This is a genomic window from Nocardia sp. NPDC050717, assembly GCF_040654275.1.
Lineage (GTDB): Bacteria > Actinomycetota > Actinomycetes > Mycobacteriales > Mycobacteriaceae > Nocardia.
In genome coordinates, this window is the sequence record NZ_JBFAHR010000005.1 from 292,257 (window position 1) to 316,150 (window position 23,894).

Genomic DNA, 23,894 nt, shown 5'->3' on the forward strand with positions numbered 1-23,894 from the left:
GTGTAGGCACCACCCGCGACCGTGAGCACAATGCGCACAACCCGCGAATCGCCGCTTGCGCCGGTTGTGCGCACAAGCGCGCGCCCTGTGACCCAGCCCACTTATCTTTCGACTGCGGCCGCACATCACCTCCCGAGCGGCGACGGACACAGGAGCAGCAATGAGCAATCCACTCATCGAACTCCGGGGCGCGACCAAACGCTTCCCCGGGACCGACGGTGGCATCCACACCGCGGTGAAGGACATCGATTTCACCGTCGCGGCAGGCGAATTCGTCGCCGTGGTCGGCCCGACCGGATGTGGCAAGTCCACCACCCTCTCGCTGGTGTCGGGCCTGGAGCCCACCTCGGCGGGCCGGACCCTGGTGCGCGGCAAGGATGTCGACGGCATCCCCGACGGCATCGGCTACATGTTCCAGCAGGACGCGGTACTGCCCTGGCGCAGCGTCATCGACAATGTCGCGCTCGGTCCCCGCTTCCGCGGCGAGTCGAAGGCCGCCGCCAAGGCGAAGGCCGCCGAGTGGGTGCGCATCGTCGGCCTGGCCGGGTTCGAGGACTACTACCCGCATCAGCTCTCCGGCGGCATGCGCAAGCGCGTCGCGCTGGCTCAGACGTTGGTGAACGAGCCCGAGATCCTGCTCATGGACGAGCCGTTCAGCGCGCTCGACGTGCAGACCCGCCAGCTCATGCAGGACGAACTGCTGCGCGTGTGGGCGGGCACCGACGCCGCGGTGATCTTCGTGACCCACGACCTCGAGGAGGCGATCGCGCTCGCCGACCGCGTCGTGGTGATGACCGCGGGCCCCGCGACGGTGTGCGGCGACTTCCGCGTCACCCTCGAACGCCCGCGCGATGTCGAAGAGGTGCGCCTCACCGAGGAGTTCCGCGACCTCTACCGGGAAATCTGGGAAACGCTGCGCGACCAGGTCGAGGCGGCTCGGACGAAGGGAGCGACCCGTGTCGCTTGAGACGATGGACAAGATCGCCGCCACCGCGCCGGAGGTCGAGGCGGAGTCCGAGGACCAGATCCTGGCCAGGGTCAGGGCCGCGCAGCGCAGGTCGAAGCTGCGGGTGTGGGGCCTGCGGGCCGCGCTGGTGGCACTGTGGCTGGGGTCCTGGGAGCTGGTCGCCAGCGTGTGGATCGACCCGTTCTTCTACTCCAAGCCCTCGCTCATCTTCGACCGGTTGGTCGAATGGTTCACCGAGGGAACGCAATTCGGCTCGATCTGGCTGCAGATCTTCACCACGGTGCAGGAGGCCGTCCTCGGCTTCGTGATCGGCACCGTCGCCGGCATCGTGCTCGGCACGCTGCTGGGCCGCAGCCGCTACTGGGCCGACGTGCTCGCCCCGTTCATCAAGGCGCTCAACGCCGTTCCGCGCATCGTGCTCGCCTCGCTGTTCATCATCTGGTTCGGCCTCGGCCTGTCGTCCAAGGTCGCGACCGTGGTGGTGCTGGTGTTCTTCGCGGTGTTCTTCAACGCCTTCACCGGTGCCAGGGAGGTCGACGGCAATGTCATCAACAACGCCCGCATCCTCGGCGCGAGCAGGCGCCAGATCCTGGGATCGATCGTGCTGCCCAGCGCCACCACCTGGATCCTGTCGAGCCTGCACACCGCGTTCGGCTTCGCGCTGATCGGCGCGGTCGTCGGTGAATACGCCGGTGCCAGCAAGGGTCTGGGTCTGCTGATCTCCAACGCGCAGGGCACCTTCGACGCGGCAGGCATCTACGCGGGCATGATCATCATCACCGTGGTCGCGCTGATGGCCGAATGGCTGATCGGCTTCGCGGAGAACCGGCTGCTGAAATGGCGTCCCTCGCAGGCACAGTCGGGACACGGGGTGTAGACGATGCGATACCGCAAGCCTTTCGCCCTCGCTCTGCTCGCGATCAGCTCGCTGCTGCTGGCCACCGGCTGCCGCGACTCGCGTTCGATCCCGATGTCGGACGGCCGACCGCAGATCACCATCATGGTCGGCGGTCTGGAGAAGGTGATCTATCTGCCCGCCATGCTGGCCCAGCAGCTCGGCGCCTTCGAAGCCAACGACATCGACGTGAAACTGCTCGGCGAGCAGTCCGGCGCCAGCGCCGAGACCGCCCTGCTCACCGGGGACGTGCAGGCGGTGGTCGGCTTCTACGACCACACCATCGACCTGCAGGCCAAGGACCAGTGCCTGCAGACGGTGGTCCAGTTCGCCGACGTGCCCGGCGAGGTCGAGCTGGTCTCGACCGCCGACGCCGCCGAGATCCGCTCGCCCGCCGACTTCCGCGGCCGCAAGCTGGGCGTCACCTCGCTCGGCTCGTCGACCGACTTCCTCACCCAGGCCCTGGCCGGGCAGGCGGGGCTGAGCACGTCGGACTACACGCGGGTGAAGGTCGGCGCCGGTCAGACCTTCATCGCGGGCATGAACCACGACGGGATCGACGCGGGCATGACCACCGACCCCACGGTGGCGAAGATGGTCGAGTCCGGTGACGCGCGCATCCTCACCGACATGCGCAACGAGGAGGGGACGCGGGCGGCGCTCGGCGGCCTGTATCCCGCGTCCTCGCTGTACATGAAGTGCGACACCGTCTCGGCGCATCCGGAGATCGTCCAGAAGCTGGCGGCCGCCTTCGTACAGACCCTGCGCTGGATCGACACGCACACCCCGGAGGAGATCGCCGCGAAGATGCCCGCGCAGTACGCGGGCAGCGATCCGGGGCTCTACGTGCGGTCGATCCGCGACTCGATCGGCATGTTCAACGGGGACGGGCTGATGAAACCCGAAGGCGCCCAGAACGTTCTGCGCATTCTCGGTCAGTACTCCCGCAATGTGGCTCCGGTCCGCGAGCGCATCGACCTCGCGGCCACCTACACCAACCGGTTCGTGGAACAGGCCCACCAGGTTCCCGCCCCGTAGCCACACCTCGGCCCTGCCGTCGTCTTCCGGCGGTGGGGCCGAGTCGTGTGCTCAGCTGTTGGCGGGCGTGAGCGCCTTGGTGAGCGCGGGCACGGCGAGGCGGCGCTGCCAGGGCCGCGCGCCACCGGCACGCAGGAAGGCCTCGATGGTGGCCGAGAGCTGGTCCGGTTCGCCGACGTCGGCGTAGTCCGGGAGCCCGTCCCAGCACAGGCGGCGGACGAGATCGGGGGAGAGCAGGTTCTCCACCGGGATGGCGTACTCGGTGGACAGCTCGCCCATGGCCGCGCGGGCGGTCGACAGCCGCGCCGCGGCCGCCGGATCGCGGCGTTCCCAGCGGTTGGCCGGGGGCGGGCCGTCGAAGGGCAGCGTGAGCGGCGGCAGTTCCTTGTCCGGCAGGGTGCGGCCACGCTCGACCGCGGCGAGCCAGTCGCGCGAGTAGCGGCGCTGCCGCGGTCCGCCGAAGACCGGCAGGGTGCGCAACTGGGCGATGCTGCGCGGCTCGCCGGTCGCGGCGGCGACGATGGCGGAGTCGGGCAGGATGCGCGCGGGCGCCACGTCGCGGGCGCGGGCGAGCTCGTCGCGGGTGGTCCACAGCTCGCGCACGATGGCCAGCTGACGCGGGCGGCGCAGGGTGTGGATGCCGGAGGTGCGCCGCCACCGGTCGGCCTTCGGCCCGGGCGGGTCCATGGTGCGGACGTGCTCGAATTCCTCGGCGGCCCAGTCGATCTTGCCCTGCTCGGTGAGGTCGGCGGCGACGGTGTCGCGCAGTTCCAGCAGCAACTCCACATCGAGGGCGGCGTAGTTGAGCCACTCGTCCGGCAGCGGGCGGGTCGACCAGTCGGCGGCGCCGTGGCCCTTGCGCAGGGACCGCCCGAGCAGGTTCTCCACCATGGCGGCCAGCCCGACGCGCTCGTAGCCGGCCAGGCGGCCGCCGAGTTCGGTGTCGAAGAGGCGGGCCGGGCGCAGGCCGAGCTCGGCCAGACCGGGCAGGTCCTGATCGGCGGAGTGCAGCACCCACTCCAGCTCGTTGATCACCTCGGCCAGCGGGGTGAGCGCGTCGGTGACCGGGATCGGGTCGATGAGGAAGGAACCGGCGCCGGCGCGCCGCAGCTGGATCAGGTAGGCGCGGGCCGAGTAGCGGAAACCGGACGCGCGTTCGGCGTCGACGGCCAGCGGGCCGGTGCCCGCGGCGATCGCGGCGGCGGCCGTGGCGACCTCGTCGGCGGTCGCCAGCACAGGTGGAACCCCCTCGGCGGGGGCGAGCAGGGGCTCTGCTGCGGTGGGTTCCTCGGCGACCGGCATAACCGTGAACTCTACGTGGCGGTCAGGGTCGATCGGTGCGGGTATAGGACTCCGGTCGCAAATGGGTGATCCCGGCGGGCGGCAATCCGGCGGCGAACGCCAGCACCTCGCAGAACGCTTCCACATGGCGGCGCATCTCGGTGTTCATGGCCGTCCACGACGCGCGCAGCTCGAGCTGGTGGGCACGCGGCGGGCCCGCGATGTCGCCGTAGCGGACCGAACTGGTCGCGGTCACCGTGCCACCGAGCGCGGTGAACGGCTCGCCGCGCGATTCCAGCGAGTCGACCAGCCAGCTCCACGCCACCTCGGGCAGCAGCGGGTCGGCGGCGAGGGCAGCGTCGATGTCGGCCTGGATGTAGGCCACGAGCCGGAAGACGCCGTGCCAGGCCTCGTCGCCGTCGGGGTCGTGCAACAAGATCAGTCTGCCGAAGGCGTCGCCTTCGGAATCGATCGGTACCACGGCGCTGTCGGGGTGCGTGACCTCCGCTCCGAGCGCATAGGAGAACGGCGCCAACCGTTGCGGGGGACGGATAGGCGCCAGCTCGATTCGAGGGTGCACTGTTGCGGTGCCCATCGCATCGACCGCCGCCCGGAAAGAAGCGGGCTCGCGGGGCGTTCCCCCGGTCGGTGCGGCGCCGTCGCGGATGTCGAGCGGTGTCACGAGGAGCAACGGTAGACCGTCGCCCTCCGGCGCGGGCGGAGGCGCGCCGCCAACCGCGTCCGCGTGCGGGCTGCGTTGCGCAGAGCGCATTCTCGGCGTCGGCGGGATGCACCCTGTGCGATCACGGGCGGTCGGCCGTCCGTGAGACCGCGGGTCGGTGGGTGTCCCGGTCGACCTTTCCGGCGCGCGTGGCGTGTCGGGCGGACCGACCGCGAGCGGGACCCCGCCGCCGCGTGGTGCGCCCGCGGCGCCGCGCCCCGCGGGGGTGATGAGGTGCGCGCCGTCGCCGGGTCGAGGTCCGCATAGGATGGGCGGCGATGAGCACTTACACCCGCCGCCGGTTGACCGATGCCCCCTTCCTGGCCGCCGCCACCGGCGCGACGCCGAGCAGGCGGCCGGTCTGGTTCATGCGCCAGGCAGGCCGGTCGCTGCCGGAGTACCGGGAACTGCGCAAGGGCATCGGCATGCTCGAGTCGTGCTTCGACCCGGAGCTGGTGTGTGAGATCACCATGCAGCCGATCCGCAGGCACGGCGTCGACGCGGCGATCCTGTTCTCCGACATCGTCGTTCCGCTCAAGGCCGCGGGCATCGATCTCGACATCGTGCCCGGCGTCGGTCCCGTGGTCGCCTCGCCCGTGCGGACCGAGGCCGACGTCCGCGCCCTGCCGCGGCTGCGGCCGGAGGAGGTCGGCGCGGTCACCGAGGGCGTGCGCCTGCTCACCGCCGCGCTCGGCGACACCCCGCTCATCGGTTTCGCGGGCGCCCCCTTCACCCTGGCCTCCTATCTCGTGGAGGGCGGGCCGAGCAAGCATCACGAGCGCACCAAGGCGATGATGCACGCCGACCCGAAGACCTGGCACGCCCTGCTCGGCGCGCTCACCGACATCACCATCGCCTTCCTCCAGGCCCAGCTCGCCGCCGGGGTCGACGCGGTGCAGCTGTTCGACTCGTGGGCGGGCGCGCTGTCGCTGGCCGACTACCGCGAGTACGTGCTGCCGCATTCGGAGCGCGTCTTCGCCGAGGTTGCCGCCGCGGGTGTGCCGCGCATCCACTTCGGTGTCGGCACCGGGGAACTGCTCGGCGCGATGGGGGAGGCGGGCGCCGACGTGGTCGGCGTGGACTGGCGGGTGCCGCTCACCGAGGCCGTGCGCCGGGTCGGCGCGGGGAAGGGCCTGCAGGGCAACCTCGATCCCGCGATCCTGTTCGCCGGATTCGACGCGGTCGAGGCCGAGACCCGCCGCATCGTGCGCGAGGCCGACGAGGCGATCACCCTCGGCGCGAGCGGCCACATCTTCAACCTGGGCCACGGCGTGCTGCCCGACACCGACCCGGGTGTCCTGACCGCCCTCGTCGACCTGGTGCACTCGCTGTAGTTCGACGCGCGCGATGAGCTCGCGCTGTGGGCTCATCGGTGGTGGCCTGCGCCGCACCGCATTGGCGATGGCCCGGGCCGCACCGCATTGGCGATGGCCCGGGCCGCACCGCATTGGCAGTGGCCCGGGCCGCAGCTCATCGGTGGTGGCCCGGGCCGCAGCTCATCGGTGGTGGCCCGGGCCGCAGCTCGTCCGTGGTGGCCGGCCGCAGCTCGTCCGTGGTGGCCCGGGCCGCAGCTCATCGGTGGTGGCCCGGGCCGCAGCTCGTCGGCGGTGGCCCGGGCCGCAGCTCGTCGGCGGTGGCCTGCGTCGCCGGTCGGGGGACGGCAGCGCGCTCACCGAGCATGGCGAGTTCCGAACGGCGCGCATGGGGCGAGTGGTGATCCGGGCGACATCGCTCAGGGCGCGCGTTTCGGCCCCGGGCCGTGCGCGACTACGGTCGGGGCATGCGGATCGCGGTCATCGGTGGTGGTATCAGCGGGCTCGTCGCGGCGTATCGGCTGCGGCGGCGGCTCGGCGCCGAGGCCGACATCGTGGTGCTGGAGCAGGGCGCGCGCGTCGGCGGGGTGCTGCGCACGGGTGAATTGGCCGGGGAGCCCTTGGATCTCGGGGCCGAGGCCTTCGTCGGGCGCAGGCCCGAGGTGATCGAGCTGATGGCCGAACTCGGCCTGGCCGATCAGCTGGTGCGGCCCGCGGGCAAGCGGCCGCTGGTCTGGGCCCGGGGTGCGGCGCACCCGCTGCCGGGGCGCACCCTGATGGGCATCCCGTCCGATGCCGAATCGCTGCGCGGGCTCGTCGACGAGGCCACTCTCGCACGGGTCGCCGCGGAACCGGAGCGGCCGCTGCGCTGGGAGCCGGGTACCGACGTCGACGTGCAGAGCCTGGTCGCCGACCGCTTCGGCCCACAGGTCGTCGAGCGCAGTGTCGACCCGCTGCTGGGCGGGGTGTACGCGGGGATCAGCGCGTCGATCGGTGTCAGGGCCGCGTTGCCCACCCTCGCCGCGGCCCTGGATCGCGGCGCGGCGAGCCTCACCGAGGCCGTGCGCGCCGCCATGCCCGCGCCGAGCACCGAGCCGGTCTTCGGCGGCCTGCGCGACGGCTACGGCGCCCTGCTCGCCGCGCTGACCGCGGCGTCCGCGGCTCGCGTGCTCACCACCATGGCCGCCACCCGGGTCGCCAGGGCGCCCCGCGGCTGGGTGGTCGATCCGCTCGGCCTCGTCGACGCCGTCGTCGTGGCCACCCCGGCGCCGGTGACCGCGCGCCTCCTGCACCACGCGGTCCCGGCCGCCGCCGACGCCGCCGCGGGCATCGCCCTCTCGTCCTCGGCACTGGTCGCCATGGCACTGCCGCGCGAGACGGCGCTGCCCGACAACTCCGGCATTCTCGTCGCCACCGGAGAACCCTTGCGCGCCAAGGCGTTCACGCTCTCCAGCCGCAAGTGGCCGCACCTCGCCGCCCGCGATGTCGCGCTGGTGCGCGCCTCCTTCGGCCGCTTCGGCGACGACTCGCCGCTGTCCTGGTCGGACGACGACCTCATCGCCGCCGCCGTCGCCGATCTGTCCGCGGTGACCGGCGTCGCGATCGCCCCCGTCCAGTCGCTCGTCCAACGCTGGCCGGGTGGCCTGCCCCAATACGCCCCCGGCCACGCCGACCGCGTCGCCACCATCACCTCGGCCGTCGAGCCCCTGGACGGGCTCGCCGTGGCGGGCGCCTACCTGCACGGCGTCGGCGTCCCCGCCTGCGTCGCCACCGGCACCGCCGCCGCCGAGCGCGTCGCCGCCGCGCTGGGCGCCCGTGTCGACTGATCACCAGGCAGCCTCCGCCGCGCCAGGGTGACGCGCATGGGCCGGAGCCGCCGGGTCTGCGCGGCGGAAATCACCCGTGCGCGCCGCCGCCCTGGATGCCCGCGTCGACTGATCACCGAGAGCAGCCGGAGCGACGCGCGTGGCCGGAGCCGCCGGGCCCGTACGGCGGAAATCACCTGTGCGCGTGTCGACCCGTCCGGTTGCGGGAGATTCGCGGTGACCGAAAATACGCACGCGCGGACGTAATAGACCGCACGGCGTCAAGCCATCGGAAACCCGTGCTCGCGCCGATAGTCTCGACGTCATGCAGCTCTCGCCCTCGACCGACATCGCGTTGCGGGCCGTCATGCGGCTGGCCGCCGGTGACGACACGGGCGGCCGGATCACCACCGGGATCATCGCCCGTCAGGTCGGCGCCTCGCCACGGCACACCTCCAAGGCGATCGCCCGCCTGGTGGCGATGGGGCTGGTCGAGGCCCAGCGCGGCCGGATGGGTGGCCTCACGCTCACCGCGGCGGGCCGCGAGATCGGCCTCGGCACCCTGGTACGCGAGCTCGAGGGTGACCGCGAGATCGTCGAATGCACCGGCGAGCACCCGTGCCCCCTCATCGCCGCGTGCCGGTTGCGCAGGCTCCTCGCCGAGGCGAAGGCGGCGTTCTACGCCGAACTCGACCGCTATGTCGTCGCCGACCTGGTCGCCGGTCCCGCCGGACGTTTGCTGCAGCTGCTCGCGCATCCACGCGCTGGCATCGGCGATTCCCAGGAGTGAACCCATGACCACACCCGTCCGTCGCGGCGCCCCCGAACTCACCCCGGCCGAGGCCGAGACCGTGCGCGCGACCCTGCCGCTGATCGGCGCGAACATCGACCGGATCACCAGCACGTTCTACGCGACCCTGTTCGACAACCACCCGGCGCTGCGCCGCGACCTGTTCAACCGCGGCAACCAGGCGCAGGGGAGCCAGCAGCGCGCGCTCGCGGCGTCGATCGCGACGTTCGCGGGCTACCTGGTCGACCCGGCGCTGCCGCACCCGACCGAACTGCTGGCCCGGATCGGCCACAAACACGCCTCCCTCGGCATCACCCCCGACCAGTACCAGGTGGTGCACGACAACCTGTTCGCCGCGATCGTGGCCGTGCTCGGCGCCGACGTGGTCACCGCGCCGGTCGCCGCGGCCTGGGACACCGTCTACTGGATGATGGCCGACGCGCTCATCGACCTGGAGAAGCAGCTCTACGTCGGCGCCGGCGTCGAGCCCGGTGACGTCTTCCGCCGGGTCACGGTGACCGAGCGCGCCGACGATGCCGCTGGCACCGCCGTGTTCACCGTCGCCACGCCGGACGGAGCCGATCCGCTACCGGATTTCCTTCCGGGGCAGTACATCTCGGTCGGCGTGCGGCTTCCCGACGGCGCGCGTCAGCTGCGGCAGTACAGCCTGGTCGGCGCGCCGGGCGGGGGAGTGCTCGAATTCGCCGTCAAACGCGTGCGGCCCACGGCGGGTTGTCCGGCAGGCGAGGTGTCGAATCGCCTGCACGACACCGTTCACGCGGGCGACGAGCTCGAGATCACCTTGCCCTTCGGCGATCTCACCGTCGACACCGGCGCCACCACCCCGCTCGTGCTCATCTCGGCGGGCATCGGCAGCACCCCGATGGTCGGCATCCTGGCACACCTCGCGGCCCGGAATCCGGACCGTGAGGTCCGGGTGCTGCACGCCGATCAGTCGCCCGGCACCCATCCCCTGCGGGAACGCACACGGGCGCTGGTCGCCCGGATGACCGCGGCGAGCCTGGACCTCTGGTACGCCGAACCCACCGCGGGCGCGCACCACGGCCTGCTCGACCTCGGTGAGATCACCTTCGCGCCCGACGCCGAGTTCTATCTGTGCGGCGCAACAGGTTTCCTGGACGCGGCCCGTACCCAGCTGGCCGCCGCGGGGGTGCCCGCGCAGCGCGTCCACCTCGAACAGTTCACCCCCACCGACTGGCGGGCGCTGAGCTGCCCGGTGTGAACCCGGCGTGTCCGGAGGTCGCGATGATAGCGATCGGGCATGATCGCTCGCTGTGACCTCCGCCGACGCGCCCTCGCACCGCTACCTCTACCTCGACCCCGACCTCGGTCCGGTCGAATACCAGGCCGATCGGGTCAGCGCTGTCGTCTCGATCTTCGGCACCGACGAAGACCGGCCGTGGCGAACGGACCGGCCCACCACGAGCTGACCGGCACGACAGTGGCACGATAGGAACCATGGCGCGACTCGACTATCAGGCTCTCAACTCCACCATCCGCTACCTGATGTTCTCGGTGTTCCAGGTGCAGCCGGGCGTGCTCGGCGACGACCGGGCGGCGGCGATCAAGGAGGCGCAGGCCTTCTTCGACGGGCTCGCCGACAAGGGCATCGTGCTGCGCGGCATCTACGACGTGGCCGGGCTGCGCGCCGACGCCGACTTCATGCTGTGGACCCACGCCGAGCGCGTCGAGGACCTGCAGGCCGCCTACGCCGACTTCCGCCGCACCACCGAGCTCGGCCGGGCCAGCGCGCCGGTGTGGAGCAATGTCGCGGTGCACCGCCCCGCCGAGTTCAACAAGAGCCACATTCCGGCGTTCCTCGCCGGGGAGGACCCGGGCAACTACATCTGCGTGTACCCGTTCGTGCGCTCCTACGAGTGGTACCTGCTGCCCGACGAGGAGCGTCGCAAGATGCTCGCCGACCACGGCAAGGCCGCGCGCGGCTACCCGGACGTGCGCGCCAACACCGTCAGCTCGATGGCACTGGGTGACTACGAGTGGATCCTCGCCTTCGAGGCACCCGAACTGCACCGCATCGTCGACCTGATGCGTGACCTGCGCGCCACCGAGGCCCGCCTGCACGTGCGCGAGGAGATCCCGTTCTTCACCGGCCCCCGGGTGGAGATCGACAAGCTGATCGCCGCGCTGCCGTGACGAAAGAAGGCCCGGTCATCGACCGGGCCTTCGCTCATTCCGCGCTCGGATGCAGGCGCAGCGCGATCGAGTTGATGCAGTACCGCTGGTCGGTGGGGGTGGGATAGCCCTCGCCCTCGAAGACGTGGCCGAGGTGGCTGTGGCAGTTGGCGCAGAGCACCTCCACCCGGCGCATGCCGAGGGAGTCGTCGGCGCGCAGGATCACCGCGTCGGAATCGGCGGGGTCGAAGAACGACGGCCACCCGCAGTGCGAGTCGAATTTCTCGGTGCTGCGGAACAATTCGGCGTCGCAGGCGCGGCAGGTGTACACGCCTTCGGTCTTGGTGTCGGTGTACTCGCCGACGAAGGGACGCTCGGTGGCGGCCTCGCGGAGTACGGCGTATTCCTGCGGATCCAGTTTCGCCCGCCACTGCTGCGGCGTCAGCTGGATGCGCGGCGTGGGCAACGAAGTATCGGAACTCATCACTCCACGCTAATGGTTTCGGCCGGTGCGCGCCGCGAGCATCGCGTCACGGCACCGGCCGGGTCCCTATTTCAGCGCGGGTTCGCGCTCGCCGGCGGGTTCCTCCGGGGTCACCGGGTCGTCGTCGGTGTCCGGCGCAGGCGCGGTCCCGGTGACCGGCTTCGGCTCGTCGGCGCCGTCGCGGGAGTCGGGCGCCGCGGCCATCCACGCCGGGTCGAGCCCGAAGCGCAGCCTGCCCTCGCGGCGCGCTGCCAGGTACCGGTCACCCAGCACACAGAACACGACGACGAGCAACAGACCCCAGCCGAAGGTCACCCGCAGGTACTCGAGCGAACGGCCGATGCTCTGCCAGCGATCCGAGAGCCACTTGTCGTAGGTCATGAACCCGAAGATCGCCAGCCAGGCGGGCCAGTTGCGCAGCACGGAATTGCGCAGCACCACCGACATCAGGAACGGGAACAGCATCATCGAGTAGTACATCTGGCCCAGCGAGAGCAGCAGGAACGACGCGGTGAGCAGCACACCCGAGGACGTGGTGACGAAGAACAGCTCGTCGTCGCGGTAGTAGCGCCACAGCAGCCACAGCGTCACCAGCACCAGCACGGCCATCACGGCCTGGACCACCAGGATCAGCCAGTGCGGCAGCCCGTAGTAGGCGCCGTTGCCGCCGATCGAACTGTTGAAGTAGTCGCGCGTCTCGGCCAGATAGGGCACGACCCGGGTGAAGAACTTCTCCGGATCCGCCGACAGCGGCCAGGCGATCGCGGTGAGCGTCAGCGGCACGCCGAACGCGGTGAGGAAGACCTTCCACTGGCCGCGCGCCGCGGCCACCAGCAGCAACGGCGCCAGCGTCGGTTTCACCGCGATGCTCAGGCCGAGGGCGACACCGGCCCACAGATCCCGCCGCCGCAGCAGCAGGTGGAGGAACGCCAGCTCGGCCAGCAGCAGGCAGCCGTTGACGTTGGTGAACACCAGCGTGTTGGTCACCGTCTCGGAGGCGAACATCGCCAGCAGCAGCGCGGGCGCCGCGATCGAGCCGAGCCCGAACTTGAACAGCCGGAGCAGCAGGTACCAGGCGATCAGGATCGCGAGCGCGTTGAGTCCGATGAACAGCCAGCGGGACAGTTCGTACTCGATGACCGCGACGGGCGCGATCAGCAGCGTGCCGCTCGGGTAGTAGAGGTAGTGCGGGTCGACCGACGAGAAATCGGCCGTGTACAGCGGCCTGCCGTTCAGGAACTCGAACGAGGCGTTGTAGACCGGTCGGTAGTCGTCGGTGACGAAGCCGTTGATCGCCTTGATGAACACACGGTTCAGCACCGTCATGACCGCGAACGGCCAGAGCGCGAACTTGATCACCTCGGCGGAGGTGCGAGCGGTACGAGGCTCGAGCTGTCGGAACAACACTGGGGCACGGTACACCGGATCGGGTAGCGATGGTGTCGCCGGACCCGTCCGACGCGCCGGAACGCGGGCTGCCCGCGCGCCCGATCAGGCCGGGCAGGCGCCGCCGTCGGCGGGCAATTTCGCCTCGGCGAGATAGTCGGTGACCGCTTTCTGCGCGCACCCGGAGTGCGCGATCACCGGATGGCCCCAGCCCTGCCAGGTCATCGTGGCGTGCCTGGCTCCCGCCGAGCCGAGCGCGCCGGTCACCGAGCCGGCGGCGCCGCCGACGACCGGGTCGGCCGCGCCGGCGAACACCAGGACGGGCAGGTCGAGTTCGGACGGCAGCGGCGGCGCGGTCGTGACCGGCCAGGCCGAGCAGACCATCAGCTCGATGGCGGCGGTCCGGCCGAAAACCGGATATTTGCCGGCCCACGTGTCGGCGAGCTCACGGGCCTTGTCCGGCGTGGGCGGCTGCTGGCTGTCGGTGCATCGGTTCACGAACTCGCCGTCGGAGGCGATCGCCGCGGATTCGCGGGTGACCAGTGCGGCCAGCGGCGTGCGATCGCCGCGGTCGGCGGCGGCGAGGACGTCGGCCAGCGCGGTCACCCGGGTGGCCTGGTCGCCGCGCGGGCTGGACAGGAAGCCGGTGAGGGCGGTCGAGAGGTCGGCGGCGGAGATGTCGCCCAGTTCGCCTGCGGTCGCCTTGGCCATCAGGCCGGTCACCGTCGCGCGCGGGTCGCTGCCGAGCGCGCAGTTGGCGGCCCGGCAGCGTTGCGCGAAGGCGGTCAGGGCGGCCTCGGCACCGGTGACCGCGGCCTCGGCCATCGTGGTCGCGTCCGCGCCGACCGGTTCGGGGGAGTCGAGCACGAGCCGGGCGACGTGGTCGCCGTAGCGGCGGGCGTAGCTCAGCGCGACCTTGCCGCCGTTGCCGGTGCCGACCAGGTTGATCTTGTCGACCTGCCACTGCTTGCGCAGCTGCTCGATGTCGTCGGCGGCGTGCGGCGCGTCGAAGGTGCCCTCGTAGGGCTGCAGGAAGTCGCGGCAGGCGATGGTGGCGTCCTGGCTGTAGCCCGCGACCGCGCCGACCTGGTCCTTGCTGCCCACGCCGAACTGGCCGAGATCGGTCATCACGGCGCGTAGCTGGGCGGGGATGCAGTCGATCGGCTGGGAGGCGCCGATCCCGCGCCGGTCGACGGCCACGATCGGCTGCGCCGCAAGCAGCGCGGTGTTGGGGCCGACGGCGAGTCCGGCCAGCGTGGCGGCCGAGGAACGATCGGCGCCGGAGGTGAGCACCAGCGGCGCGGCGTCGGCGGGCGTCTGCGGCAGGCGGGCGCGCAGCGCGCCGGCCCGGAAGGTGCCGAGAACAGTGCCCGCGGTGTCGATCGGGGTCGAGAAGTCGGCGCACTCGAGCACCAGCCCCGCGGGCCCGGGGCCAAGATCCAGCGAACCCAGGGTGGACGCGGTGCAGTCCTTCCAGGTCAGATCGGTCTTGGGCACCTCGGCCTTGGCGAGTTCGGGCGCCGCCGGCGCCTCGGTCTGCGCGCCACCAGCGCCGGGACGCTCGACGGCGACGACGGGCCGATCCGACGGTCCCGCCCCGCACCCCGCGAGCATGATCGACAGTGTCGCGGCCGTCACCGCGGCCCGAGTCCAGCGCATGGGCTACACACTGCCAGGTTCGGCGCCAGGTTTCATCGACGGGCCCATCGGGCCAGGACGGTCCCGTCCTCGGCCAGCACCAGCTGCTTGCGGCTCATCGGGGTGTCGAAACCGCTCGCCGACAGCGAGATTCGCCCGCCCGCGCCGCCGACCAGCCGGGGCGAGGTGGTCAGGCACAACTCGTCGACCAGGTCCGCCTCGGCCAGCTGCCCGAACAGATGCGGGCCGCCCTCGCACAGCACCCGCTGCAGGCCGCGCTCGGCGAGCACGCGCGGGATCGCGGCGGGCATGATCGCGGCCTCCCCGGCGACCACCACCTCGGCCCCGGCCCGCGCCAGCGCCGCGACCGCGTCGGCGTCGGCGTGCGCGGTGGTGATGATCAGCGGCGCCACCTCGGCGTCGGTGAACAGCTTCGCCGCCGGATCCAGCCGCGCGGAGGCGGTGACCACCGCGATCGGCGGCGGCGTGCCCTCGGCCGACCCGCCGATGCCGTGCTGGAAATGCGCGCGGCGCCGCGCCGGATCCGGGTGCGCGCCACCGTAGTTCTCCGCGCGCACCGTGCCCGCCCCGACGACGATCACCTCCGCCAGCTCGCGCAGCAGCGTGAACACCCGGTGGTCGGCCTCGGTGCCGAGCCCGGCCGAGACGCCGTCCACCGTGAACGCCCCGTCGATACTGTTCACGAAGTTGGCCCGCACCCAGGGCCGATCCAGCTGCCGCGGATAGGCGTAGCACCTGGCCAGTGCGTCGTCGTCGAGGTCTGCGAGCTGGGTCACATTGTGGATACGCTGCATAGGGACTGATGCAACCACGTCCGTACGATTCGTTCATGCAAGAACGCCTCGTCGATCGCCATCCGGAGGTCCCGGCCGACCAACTCGTCGCGCAGATGGTGCCACCGCCCATGTTCGACGAGGTGAGCTTCGCCTCCTACATTCCCGACCCGAAGGAGCCGAGCCAGGCGGCGGCGGTCCGCAAGGCCGAGGAATTCGCCGGTCAGGTCGCCAAGATCCACAAGGCCGGGTCGAAGAAGAGCCTGTTCGGCAAGAAGAAGGCCGTCACCGGCGCCGGGCTCTACCTCGACGGCGGCTTCGGCGTCGGCAAGACCCACCTGCTCGCCTCGATCTTCCACAGCGCGCCCGCCCCGAAATCGTTCGGCACCTTCGGCGAGCTGACCAACCTGGTCGGCGCGCTGGGCTTCGTCAACGCCGTGGAGCGGCTCTCCGGCAACAGCCTGCTGTGCATCGACGAGTTCGAGCTCGACGATCCGGGCGACACCACCATGGTCTCGCGCCTGCTCACCGAGCTCTCCGCCGCGGGCGTCTCCATCGCCGCCACCTCCAACACGCTGCCCAGCCAGCTCGGCGAGGGCCGCTTCGCCGCCCAGGACTTCCTGCGCGAGATCAAGAAGCTGGGCTCGATCTTCGAGCCCGTGCGCGTCGACGGTCCCGACTACCGCCACCGCGACCTGCCGCCCGCCCCCGAGCCGACCTCGCCCGAGGTGCTGGCCGAACGGGCCGCCGCCACACCGGGTTCCACCCTCGACGACTACGACGCGCTGCTGAAGCACCTGAGCACGCTGCACCCGTCGAAGTACGGCGCGCTCATCCACGGCGTGAGCTCGGTGTTCATCTCCGGTGTGCACCCGGTGACCGATCAGGCCGTCGCGCTGCGGATCGTGGTGCTGGCCGACCGGCTCTACGACGCCAGCATCCCGGTGACGGTCTCGGGCGCCAAGCTCGACGAGATCTTCTCGCAGGAGATGCTCGACGGCGGTTACCGCAAGAAGTACCTGCGCGCGATCTCGCGTCTGCTCGCGCTGTCGCGCTTCGAGGCCGCCGCGGCCTGAGCGGCGCGCACGGGGTACTTTCTGAGCTCGACCGTGTCTCCGGTGTCGTCGAAGGAGTTCCCGTGACCCGCAACCGTCGTGCCGTCCGGGCGGGCCTGGCCGCCGCGACCGCCGTGACCGTGGTGTTCGGTCCGGTGGCCGGCCAGACTCTCGCCGACCCCGTCGGCACCGAGGCCGCGGCCCCGGACCGAGCGCTCGGGCTGTCCGGAGTGCAGAACGCCAGGGACGCGGGCGGTTACGCCACCACCGACGGTCATCGGGTGCGCACCGGCCTGGTGTTCCGCACGGGCGCGCTGGACAAGGCGACCCCGGACGACCTGGCCCGCCTGGGCGCGCTCGGCGTGCGGGTCGTCGACGATCTGCGCACCGGCTACGAGCGTGCCCTCGGCCCCGACAAGCTCCCCGCGGGCGCCGTCGGCCACTCCTACGACGTGATCGGCCAGGCGTCGCCGCTGATCCTGGCGGGCGCCCTGGTGGGCGGGGAGGGCATGTACCGCGCCTTCATCACCGCGCCCGGCGCGAACGAGGCCTTCGCCGCGGTCCTGCGCGACATCATCGCCGCCGACGGAGCCGGTGTGCTGTTCCACTGCAGCGCGGGCAAGGACCGCACCGGCTGGGCCGCGGCGGTGCTGCTCACCCTGCTCGGCGTCGACCGCGCCACCGTCACCGCCGACTACCTGGCCTCCAACACCTACCGCAACGCCGCGCCCACCGACCCGCTCAACGGCGTGCAGCAGAGCTGGCTCGACGGCGCCTTCGACCAGGTGGACCAGTCCTACGGCAGCTTCGACAACTACGTGCGTGCCGGTCTCGGCCTGACCGAGGACGAGGTCGCCGCGCTGCGGTCGGCGCTGCTCAGCTGAGCTCGCGCTCGTACACGAAGTCGGCGTGCACCTGATTGCCGACGGTGAACGTCTTGGTGCCCACCCGCGCGAAACCGTGCTTGCCGTAGAACTTCTGGGCGCGCTCGTTGCGCTGGTTCACCCCGAGCCAGACCGCGACCGCGCCTGCCTCGCGCGCGGTGGCGACCACGGCCGTCATCAGCGCGGCGGCCACGCCGCTGCCGTGATGGCCGGGCAGCACGTACATCTTGCTCAGCTCGACCACCGCGCCCGGTCGCACCTGCGCGGCGACCTCGGGGTCCTCCGGCCTGCCCGCGATGAGCATGGCGTAGCCGACGATCTCGTCGCCCTCGACGGCTTTGAGCACGGTGCGCCGCGGATCGGACAGGTATTCGCCGAAGCGTTCCCCGGAGAGCATCTGCTCGAGAAAGATCTCGATATCGCCCTGGGTGGCCTCGGGCGGACAGGCCAGCGGGAACGTCGCGGCGGCGACATCGCTGAGCTCCTCGGCATCCCAGAGTCCGGCCCGATCGACGACGACGGAACTGTTGGTCATAGTTCCAGTACAGCACGGGTCGGCCCCGCGGCGGTGGCACCGCGACCGCCGTCCCGAGTACTCTCCTCGCCATGACGAGCGGTAGCCGCATCGGGATCGTCGGTGCGGGAGTTGCGGGTTTGGCCTGCGCGAAAGTGTTGAGTCGGGCGGGGTTCCCGGTCGAGGTGTTCGACCGTGCCCCTGACGTCGGAGGTGTGTGGAGCGCCACCCGCCGGTACCCGGGCCTGCGCGCGCAGAACAGCAAGTTCACGTACCACTTCAGCGATCACCCGATGCCGGAGGACTATCCGCGCTGGCCCGACGGCCAGCAGATGCAGGCCTACCTCGCCGGCTACGTCCAGCACTTCGGTCTCGCCGGGCAGCTGCGCCTCGGCACCGAGGTGGTCGCGGCCGATCCGGTGGACAGCGGCTGGCTGCTCGAGGTCCGCGACGCCGACGGCGTGCACCGGGCCTCCTGCGATCACCTGATCGTGGCCAACGGCGTCTTCAGCGATCCGGTGCTGCCCGACCTCCCCGGCGCCGACGCGTTCCGGGCCGCGGGCGGCCGCATCTGCCACGTCTCGGACTTCCACGACGCCGAATGGGCGCGGGACCGGTCGGTGGTCGTCATCGGCTACGGCAAGTCGGCCACCGACGTCGCCGAGGCCGTCAGCCACCTCGCCGACGAGACCAGCGTGATCGCCCGCCGCCTCACCTGGAAGATGCCGCGCAAGTTCGGCGGCGGCCTCGACTACGAGCGGCTGCTGCTGACCCGCTTCGGCGAGGCGCACTTCGCCTCCAGGGAACCCCACCGCGCCGAACGCCTGCTCGACTCCCTGAGCCTGCGCGAGGCCAACATGGACCTGCTGCAGGAGCGGGTGACCCGCAGGCTGAAGCTGCGCGAACTCGGACTGCTGCCCGAGGGGCGGTTCGAGCAGATCGCCACCAGCAGTGCCGCGCTCGCGACCGAGGGCTTCGCCAAGCAGGTCGAGGCGGGCCGGATCGCGGTGCACCGCGACACCGAGGTCACCGATCTCATCGGCGGTCAGCACGGCCCGGCGGTGCGGTTGTCCGACGGCACCCTGAAACTGGCCGAGATCGTCATCTGCGCCACCGGCTACCGGCAGGAGGTGCCGTTCCTCACCCCGTACGTGCGGCGGGCCCTCACCGACGACGTGGGCGCCTTCCGGCTCTACCGCAACATCCTGCCCGTCGACGTGCCGAACCTGACCTTCGCGGGCTACAACAGCTCGCAGGTGAGCGCGCTGGGCGCCGAGGTCGGGGCACACTGGATCGCCGGGCTGCTCACCGGGAAGTTCGTGCCGCCCATGGCCGAACAGATGAACTCCGAGATCGACGAGCGGCTGGCCTGGTCGCACGAGCGCTCCGAGGGCAGGCACGCCCAGGGCGCCTCGGTGAGCCCGTTCTCGCTGGCCAACATCGACGAGATGCTCGACGATCTGCGCACTCCGCTGCCGTTGAGCAGCAGGCTGGCGCAGTGGGTACGCCCGGTACGGCCCGCGACCTACCGCCGGGTCCTGCGCGAGCGCGCGGTGCCGGTGCCCGCGGCGCCCGCACCGGCACCGATTGCCGAGCGGTAGCCGACACGCCGGATCGGCCGCGCGCGCAGCGCTTGGTCCCGATCGTCGCGTTGGTGATAATCCTCGCGTGGACGCGCTGGACCTGAACCTGCTGCTCGCTCTCGACGCACTGCTCGACACCAACAGCGTGACCGAGGCGGCCCGGCGTCTGCACACCTCGACCTCGGCGATGAGCCGCACCCTCACCCGCCTCCGCGCGGTCCTCGGCGATCCGCTGCTGGTGCGGTCGGGCCGTCAGCTGGTGCCGACGCCGCGGGCGCTGGAACTGCGCCAGGACGTGGCCGCCCTGGTCGAGCGGGCGCGGTTGCTGCTGACCACCCGCGACGGTGACGAGCCCGGCCGCACCAGGGATTTCGTCGTCCGCCTCGCCGATCCGGTGGCCGTGCGGCTGGCCGGTCCGCTGCTGGCGGCGGTCCGCGCCGAACTGCCGGGGGTGACGGTGCGCCTGCTCGCCGCCGACCCCGCCGACGCCGCCGTCGCCCTGCGGGACGGCCGAGTCGACGTCGAGGTCGGCATGATCGGCCGGACCGACCCGGAGACCGTCGTCAAGCGCCTGTTCGCCGACCGCTGGGTGGGCATCGCCGCCGCCGGTCATCCGTTCGGCGCCGAGCGGCCCACGGTCGCCGCCTACGCCTCGGCGCCCCACCTCGAGGTGTCACCCACCGGCCGCACCCACAGCCCCATCGACGACCGGCTGGCCCTGCACGGTCGTACCCGCCGCGTGGTCGCCACCGTCCCCGATCTGTCCACCGCGCTGCTCACGGTCGGTGCGACCGAACTCGTCTGTCCCGCACCGGAACTGCTGTCCCGCCCCGCCCGCGCGAGCCTGGGCCTGTCGATGTTCGAGATCCCCCTCCCGCTCCCCGCTCCGGTGATCGCCATGGCCTGGCATCCGCGCAACACCGCCGACGCGGGTCACCGCGCCCTGCGCGACCTCATCGACGCCGTCCTGCGCGAGTCGACAGCACCGGAGCTGGTCGCAGTGGAAGCGGTGTGAACCGGTGACTACCGCGCGATCGCCGTCGCCATCGACAGCAGGAGCTCGAGCGCGTAGCGCACGGATTGGTCGAGGACTTCCGCCGGGGCGCCGTCGAACTGCCGGTGGCTGGTCCGCACGTGGTCGCGCGAACACACGCAGAACCACACCGAGCCCTCGGGTTCACCGTCCTGTGGACCCGGGCCGCCGACGCCGGTGGTGGCGACGGCGAGGTCGGCGTCCAGCAACGTTCGGACGCCCTCGGCCATGGCCTTCGCCGCGACCTCGGAGACCACCGGCACATCCGGGACATCGAGGACGCGTCGCTTGACCTCGGTGGCGTAGGCGATGACCGCGCCGCGGAACCACACGGCGGAATCAGGCGCGGCGCCCAGGGCCGCGGCCACATTGCCCGCTGTCAGCGATTCGGCGACGGCCACCGTCAGATCGTGGCGTTCGGCCAGCTCGGCGAGCTGCTCGGCGATCGCGTTCATGGTCTCCTCCGGCGCGGTCGGGGACCCGTTTGGCACGGGAACACGCGGGTATGTTCGCCGTGGATCCAATCACAGACTGCCACCGGGGACGGGATGTCCGGCCTCCCGACCGGCGGGCGGGCGGTTGCCGGGTCCAGTGCGCCGGTGGCGCTGCGTGTCGACGACGGACCGGCAACCGCCATCCATACCTCGGATCGAGCCGCGTTCGCGGCCGGTCAGCCGGCGTCCGTGGTCGGCGGGCCGAAGACGTCGCGCCGCCCCGGCGGCAGACCCGCCGAGCGCTTCAGTTCGTCGAGCATCGCCTGCAGTTTGTCGACGTGGGCCCGCTCGATGTCGAACGCGCGGTACGTGCCGGTCACCGTGATCCCCGCCGCGTCGGTCGCCGTCGGCGGTTCGGGGTCGGTCGGGACGCGATCGAACGGGCTCGTCTGCGCGCCGCCACCGCCGGGGACCGGCGCGCCGAAGTCGGCGGATCCCGGCCGACCCGTGTCGTTCGTGAGCATGTCAGCGGGCCCGCGGCCATTGCCCGACGGGGTGTATCCGGTGTACTCGTCGGCCGCGGCGGGGTACGCGGATCGCGTCTCGGCCGGTGCGGGGTATCCCTGGGCGACCGACCGCTGCCCGGCACTGTCCGCCGCGGTGGTGAGCCCACCCGGCGCCCGTCCCACGTCGGCGGTGCCCGCGGCCTGGTCCGTGGCCGATCGCACCTCGCCCGGAGGGATCCGGGCCGGCGCCGTGTGGCCTGTCGACAGCGGGATGCCCGTCGGGGATGTCTCGCCGGCCGACCCGCGCTGCGTGCGCATGCCGCCGGTGTGCGCGGCGATATCCGAACTCGCTGTCATCGCCGTGTGCTCGGCGGCTTGTCCCGTGTCATCGGTGCTCGACGCGGCCTGGCCGCGATCGACAGACGAGGGGGCCGTCAATTCCGTGGAGCGGGCCATCCCGTGCGGGGACGTGCTCACGGGCGTGGCGCTGGTGGTGGGAGCCGGCTCAGGCGCGTGCGAGGCCGGTCCGGGGTTCGCGGTGTGATCGGTCTCTGCCGCAGGGGAACCGGTCGTGGACGGCGTCAGTTCCACCGTGGCGGAAAAGCCCGACAGCGCGCTGTTGGTGGCGCCGTTCTGGCCGTTGACCAGCGAATCCGCCGCAGGGCGACGGTCGGTGGCGCGGGTGTCGGCCTGCCCGGTGGGGTCGGCGAACTCCGGCACTCGCTCGGGCGAATCGCCGGCCGGAATCGTGATGCTCGTGGGGACGGGGGCCGAGTGCGCGGGCGGAGCCGCAGCCTCCGCGCTGGGGACGGGCCGGGTCTTCGGCGCGGAGAGTCGCGCGGGTGGTGCGGGCGTGCCGGAGGAGGAGGCAGAGGGTAGCTGGTCGCGCGAGTCTCCGCCCGTGAAGCCGTTGTGGTCGTGACCGTTTCGGACCACGGGCGTGGAGGTCAGCGTGTCGTCGTCGGCGAACGTCCAGTGGATACCGTTCGCGGTCCCGCCCGACCCGGGCTCCGCGGTTCGTGGCTCGGACCCGTGCGCGTGGCCGTTCGTCCGCTGCGCCGGCGCGGAGCCGGCCGCTGACGCCGCGGTCTCGGCGGCACCCGGGCCGTCACCGGAAGCCGCCGATCCGATCCGGCTCACCGCGGTCTCGACCTCCGCGTCGACCCTGCCCACCGGTCTGGCCCGCTCCACCGGGATCTCCGCCGTCCGATGCCCACCGACGCGCCCGTCAGCGGACGCTCCCGCCACACCCGATGTCTCGGTGGCCGCCGCCGGGACAGCATCGCCCACGGTCCCGGGAACGGCGGTCTCGACCGGCGAGATCGGCCGGTGCGCACCGCCGTCGCGCCCGTCGGTGGCGGTGCGGATGTCGCGTGCGGCCGCGGTGTCGCTCGATTCCGCGGGTTCGCGGCCACGGACGGAGTCTCCGAACACCTCGGTCGCGGACCGGGGCTCGCGCGGGGTGACGCCGCCGACCGCGGTCGTCCCCGCGGTGCCGAACACGACTTCGCGACCGCTGCCCGTGCCCGACGTCGTGCCAGGGCTAGGCGCGTCCGCCGCCGCCCCGTTCCGCACCACGGCGCCGTTGCGGCTCGGCTCCTCTTCGGCCACACGGCCCCCGGCACTCGGGACGCGTTGCGAAAGGCCCGTCCCCGCGCCATTGAGCCCGCGCCCGGAGTCGAGCGCCACGCCGCCCTCCGGCACGGCACCGTTGCGGGTCTCCTCCCGCGCGCCGTGCGCGGCGGCGACGGTGCGACCGTTGCGTCGCTCGGCGGAGGCGGCGTCACGGGCCGCGCCCATGTCGTGGGCGAGCGTCGTCGACACCCCGCCGGACCCGCCGCTCTGATCCGAGCGCGACTCGCTGTCGGGGGCCGAGAACGGCGACCACGAAACAGCTTCCGCACCCGAGGCTTCCCCGCTCGCCCGGGGAATCGGGGCGACGGTGAGCGGCCACGTCGGATCGCCGAGGTGATCGGTGCGGGGGGACCGCCGTTCCAGCGGTGGCCGCGCCCCTTCGTCGGCGTGCTCCGCCTCGGCGGCCGCGCGTTCGGCGGCCTCCCTGACCTCACGGCGGCTCGGGGTGCTGCGCCCCGTGCGCGGCGGCGTGTCACCACCGTCGAGGGCGTCGAGCCGGGAGCTCAACCGCGAAATGTCCTGTGACGCATGAAATGCCCAGGATTCGAGCCGGTGGATCCTGGTCTTCTCGGGAAGATCGTCGTCGGCGGGAAAGGTCGGCACCTCGTGCTGCACCCGGGCGGCGACGATATCGAGCTTGTCACTGACCTCACGCAGTGCCGCGGCGATACTCGCCAGCATCGACCCGATGGATTCGTCGTGCTCAGCGTGGTTCATGCACACCCTACTTCCCGTGCTCGGCGAGCGTGCCCGCCCCGGCCGCAGCGATCATATCCACCGTCGGCCCGCTCCGTCCGGGCGCGATGGCCGCCGGACGGATTCGGCGACGCGCCGAACCGATTCGTAATCCGGACGAAAAGGACCAGCAACAGGCCGGGTGTGTGTATCGAAATGATCAAGATCTCGGCGTCGTTCTGCGACGTTGGCACAATGAAATGGCTTGATATACAAGCAGAGTCGCGTGTGTGATCTCGATCACCGATC

22 protein-coding genes are annotated in these 23,894 nt (G+C 71.8%); 13 read left to right on the forward strand and 9 right to left on the reverse strand.

Translation table 11 applies throughout. The features are described 5' to 3' along the window. Positions 1-160: 160 nt before the first annotated feature. The 3 genes from AB0H56_RS13910 to AB0H56_RS13920 are packed head-to-tail and all read left to right on the forward strand — an operon-like array spanning position 161 to position 2,900. Positions 161-967, forward strand: coding sequence for an ABC transporter ATP-binding protein (locus AB0H56_RS13910; RefSeq protein WP_357161891.1), 807 nt, complete (start codon positions 161-163; stop codon positions 965-967). Then, positions 957-1,844 carry an ABC transporter permease gene (locus tag AB0H56_RS13915; RefSeq protein ID WP_357161894.1) on the forward strand — a complete coding sequence of 296 codons (888 nt, stop codon included), beginning with the start codon at positions 957-959 and terminating at the stop codon, positions 1,842-1,844. The genes AB0H56_RS13910 and AB0H56_RS13915 overlap by 11 nt, the downstream gene beginning before the upstream one ends. Positions 1,845-1,847: 3 nt before the next feature. After that, complete coding sequence (locus AB0H56_RS13920) at positions 1,848-2,900, forward strand: ABC transporter substrate-binding protein (RefSeq protein ID WP_357161897.1); 1,053 nt, start codon at positions 1,848-1,850, stop codon at positions 2,898-2,900. A 51-nt stretch (positions 2,901-2,951) separates the two neighbouring features. On the opposite strand, the gene AB0H56_RS13925 is transcribed toward AB0H56_RS13920, so the two are convergent. Both AB0H56_RS13925 and AB0H56_RS13930 read right to left on the reverse strand, forming a co-directional pair. After that, positions 2,952-4,202 carry a ribonuclease D gene (locus AB0H56_RS13925; RefSeq protein ID WP_357161900.1) on the reverse strand — a complete coding sequence of 417 codons (1,251 nt, stop codon included), beginning with the start codon at positions 4,200-4,202 and terminating at the stop codon, positions 2,952-2,954. Between the two features lie 22 nt (positions 4,203-4,224). Further along, positions 4,225-4,776: a DUF3000 domain-containing protein gene (locus tag AB0H56_RS13930; RefSeq protein ID WP_233001424.1), complete on the reverse strand. Its 552-nt coding sequence runs from the start codon at positions 4,774-4,776 to the stop codon at positions 4,225-4,227. A gap of 404 nt (positions 4,777-5,180) precedes the next feature. On the opposite strand from AB0H56_RS13930, the gene hemE reads away from it, so the two are divergent. The 6 genes from hemE (at position 5,181) to hemQ (ending at position 10,985) form a co-directional block, all read left to right on the forward strand. Further along, entirely contained in the window at positions 5,181-6,236 is a 1,056-nt protein-coding gene (gene hemE / locus AB0H56_RS13935; RefSeq protein ID WP_280347455.1) for a uroporphyrinogen decarboxylase, read from the forward strand. 446 nt (positions 6,237-6,682) lie between these two features. Then, positions 6,683-8,041 carry a protoporphyrinogen oxidase gene (locus tag AB0H56_RS13940; protein WP_357161905.1) on the forward strand — a complete coding sequence of 453 codons (1,359 nt, stop codon included), beginning with the start codon at positions 6,683-6,685 and terminating at the stop codon, positions 8,039-8,041. A gap of 304 nt (positions 8,042-8,345) precedes the next feature. Beyond that, the gene (locus AB0H56_RS13945; protein ID WP_357161908.1) at positions 8,346-8,810 is read left to right on the forward strand and encodes an Rrf2 family transcriptional regulator; all 465 of its coding nucleotides are present in this window, start codon (positions 8,346-8,348) and stop codon (positions 8,808-8,810) included. Positions 8,811-8,814: 4 nt separating this feature from the next. Beyond that, complete coding sequence (locus tag AB0H56_RS13950) at positions 8,815-10,053, forward strand: globin domain-containing protein (RefSeq protein WP_357161911.1); 1,239 nt, start codon at positions 8,815-8,817, stop codon at positions 10,051-10,053. A 52-nt stretch (positions 10,054-10,105) separates the two neighbouring features. Beyond that, positions 10,106-10,261 carry a hypothetical protein gene (locus tag AB0H56_RS13955; RefSeq protein WP_357161914.1) on the forward strand — a complete coding sequence of 52 codons (156 nt, stop codon included), beginning with the start codon at positions 10,106-10,108 and terminating at the stop codon, positions 10,259-10,261. A gap of 28 nt (positions 10,262-10,289) precedes the next feature. After that, entirely contained in the window at positions 10,290-10,985 is a 696-nt protein-coding gene (gene hemQ, locus AB0H56_RS13960) for a hydrogen peroxide-dependent heme synthase (protein ID WP_357161917.1), read from the forward strand. Between the two features lie 34 nt (positions 10,986-11,019). Here the strand turns inward: hemQ and msrB are convergent, their stop codons facing one another. The 4 genes from msrB to AB0H56_RS13980 all read right to left on the reverse strand — a co-directional run bounded on the left by msrB (position 11,020) and on the right by AB0H56_RS13980 (position 15,287). After that, positions 11,020-11,448: a peptide-methionine (R)-S-oxide reductase MsrB gene (gene msrB, locus AB0H56_RS13965; RefSeq protein WP_357161920.1), complete on the reverse strand. Its 429-nt coding sequence runs from the start codon at positions 11,446-11,448 to the stop codon at positions 11,020-11,022. A 66-nt stretch (positions 11,449-11,514) separates the two neighbouring features. Continuing rightward, complete coding sequence (locus tag AB0H56_RS13970; RefSeq protein WP_357161923.1) at positions 11,515-12,855, reverse strand: glycosyltransferase family 87 protein; 1,341 nt, start codon at positions 12,853-12,855, stop codon at positions 11,515-11,517. Between the two features lie 84 nt (positions 12,856-12,939). Beyond that, positions 12,940-14,493 carry an alpha/beta hydrolase gene (locus tag AB0H56_RS13975; protein ID WP_357161925.1) on the reverse strand — a complete coding sequence of 518 codons (1,554 nt, stop codon included), beginning with the start codon at positions 14,491-14,493 and terminating at the stop codon, positions 12,940-12,942. A gap of 32 nt (positions 14,494-14,525) precedes the next feature. Then, positions 14,526-15,287 carry a pyrimidine reductase family protein gene (locus tag AB0H56_RS13980; RefSeq protein WP_357161928.1) on the reverse strand — a complete coding sequence of 254 codons (762 nt, stop codon included), beginning with the start codon at positions 15,285-15,287 and terminating at the stop codon, positions 14,526-14,528. 35 nt (positions 15,288-15,322) lie between these two features. Between AB0H56_RS13980 and zapE the strand changes: the two genes are divergently transcribed. Continuing rightward, positions 15,323-16,342 carry a cell division protein ZapE gene (gene zapE / locus AB0H56_RS13985; RefSeq protein ID WP_110035669.1) on the forward strand — a complete coding sequence of 340 codons (1,020 nt, stop codon included), beginning with the start codon at positions 15,323-15,325 and terminating at the stop codon, positions 16,340-16,342. 62 nt (positions 16,343-16,404) lie between these two features. Next, the gene (locus AB0H56_RS13990) at positions 16,405-17,205 is read left to right on the forward strand and encodes a tyrosine-protein phosphatase (RefSeq protein WP_357161932.1); all 801 of its coding nucleotides are present in this window, start codon (positions 16,405-16,407) and stop codon (positions 17,203-17,205) included. On the opposite strand, the gene AB0H56_RS13995 is transcribed toward AB0H56_RS13990, so the two are convergent. Next, a complete protein-coding gene (locus AB0H56_RS13995; RefSeq protein ID WP_357161935.1) occupies positions 17,198-17,740 on the reverse strand; it encodes a GNAT family N-acetyltransferase in 543 nt (180 codons plus the stop codon). The two genes, AB0H56_RS13990 and AB0H56_RS13995, sit on opposite strands and share 8 nt — an antisense overlap. Positions 17,741-17,811: 71 nt before the next feature. Here AB0H56_RS13995 and AB0H56_RS14000 point away from each other — a divergent pair, with 71 nt between their 5' ends. Continuing rightward, positions 17,812-19,320, forward strand: coding sequence for an NAD(P)/FAD-dependent oxidoreductase (locus tag AB0H56_RS14000; protein WP_357161938.1), 1,509 nt, complete (start codon positions 17,812-17,814; stop codon positions 19,318-19,320). 67 nt (positions 19,321-19,387) lie between these two features. Then, positions 19,388-20,317 (forward strand): LysR family transcriptional regulator, encoded by a 930-nt coding sequence (locus AB0H56_RS14005; protein WP_357161941.1) that lies wholly within the window; start codon positions 19,388-19,390, stop codon positions 20,315-20,317. An 8-nt stretch (positions 20,318-20,325) separates the two neighbouring features. Here the strand turns inward: AB0H56_RS14005 and AB0H56_RS14010 are convergent, their stop codons facing one another. Together AB0H56_RS14010 and AB0H56_RS14015 are read right to left on the reverse strand one after the other, a co-directional pair. Continuing rightward, a complete protein-coding gene (locus AB0H56_RS14010; RefSeq protein ID WP_357161944.1) occupies positions 20,326-20,790 on the reverse strand; it encodes a CinA family protein in 465 nt (154 codons plus the stop codon). 215 nt (positions 20,791-21,005) lie between these two features. Next, complete coding sequence (locus AB0H56_RS14015; RefSeq protein ID WP_357161945.1) at positions 21,006-23,627, reverse strand: hypothetical protein; 2,622 nt, start codon at positions 23,625-23,627, stop codon at positions 21,006-21,008. Between the last annotated feature and the right edge of the window lie 267 nt (positions 23,628-23,894).

Bases quoted from the DNA above. Each gene is read 5' to 3' on its own strand.
- msrB (WP_357161920.1), bottom strand. From the start codon at position 11,448: ATGAGTTCCGATACTTCGTTGCCCACGCCGCGCATCCAGCTGACGCCG.
- AB0H56_RS13980 (WP_357161928.1), bottom strand. From the start codon at position 15,287: ATGCAGCGTATCCACAATGTGACCCAGCTCGCAGACCTCGACGACGAC.
- AB0H56_RS14010 (WP_357161944.1), bottom strand. From the start codon at position 20,790: ATGAACGCGATCGCCGAGCAGCTCGCCGAGCTGGCCGAACGCCACGAT.
- zapE (WP_110035669.1), top strand. From the start codon at position 15,323: ATGCAAGAACGCCTCGTCGATCGCCATCCGGAGGTCCCGGCCGACCAA.
- AB0H56_RS13950 (WP_357161911.1), top strand. From the start codon at position 8,815: ATGACCACACCCGTCCGTCGCGGCGCCCCCGAACTCACCCCGGCCGAG.
- AB0H56_RS13940 (WP_357161905.1), top strand. From the start codon at position 6,683: ATGCGGATCGCGGTCATCGGTGGTGGTATCAGCGGGCTCGTCGCGGCG.
- AB0H56_RS13995 (WP_357161935.1), bottom strand. From the start codon at position 17,740: ATGACCAACAGTTCCGTCGTCGTCGATCGGGCCGGACTCTGGGATGCC.
- AB0H56_RS13930 (WP_233001424.1), bottom strand. From the start codon at position 4,776: ATGGGCACCGCAACAGTGCACCCTCGAATCGAGCTGGCGCCTATCCGT.
- AB0H56_RS14000 (WP_357161938.1), top strand. From the start codon at position 17,812: ATGACGAGCGGTAGCCGCATCGGGATCGTCGGTGCGGGAGTTGCGGGT.
- AB0H56_RS13925 (WP_357161900.1), bottom strand. From the start codon at position 4,202: ATGCCGGTCGCCGAGGAACCCACCGCAGCAGAGCCCCTGCTCGCCCCC.
- hemE (WP_280347455.1), top strand. From the start codon at position 5,181: ATGAGCACTTACACCCGCCGCCGGTTGACCGATGCCCCCTTCCTGGCC.
- AB0H56_RS14015 (WP_357161945.1), bottom strand. From the start codon at position 23,627: ATGAACCACGCTGAGCACGACGAATCCATCGGGTCGATGCTGGCGAGT.
- hemQ (WP_357161917.1), top strand. From the start codon at position 10,290: ATGGCGCGACTCGACTATCAGGCTCTCAACTCCACCATCCGCTACCTG.
- AB0H56_RS13920 (WP_357161897.1), top strand. From the start codon at position 1,848: ATGCGATACCGCAAGCCTTTCGCCCTCGCTCTGCTCGCGATCAGCTCG.
- AB0H56_RS13945 (WP_357161908.1), top strand. From the start codon at position 8,346: ATGCAGCTCTCGCCCTCGACCGACATCGCGTTGCGGGCCGTCATGCGG.
- AB0H56_RS13910 (WP_357161891.1), top strand. From the start codon at position 161: ATGAGCAATCCACTCATCGAACTCCGGGGCGCGACCAAACGCTTCCCC.
- AB0H56_RS13975 (WP_357161925.1), bottom strand. From the start codon at position 14,493: ATGCGCTGGACTCGGGCCGCGGTGACGGCCGCGACACTGTCGATCATG.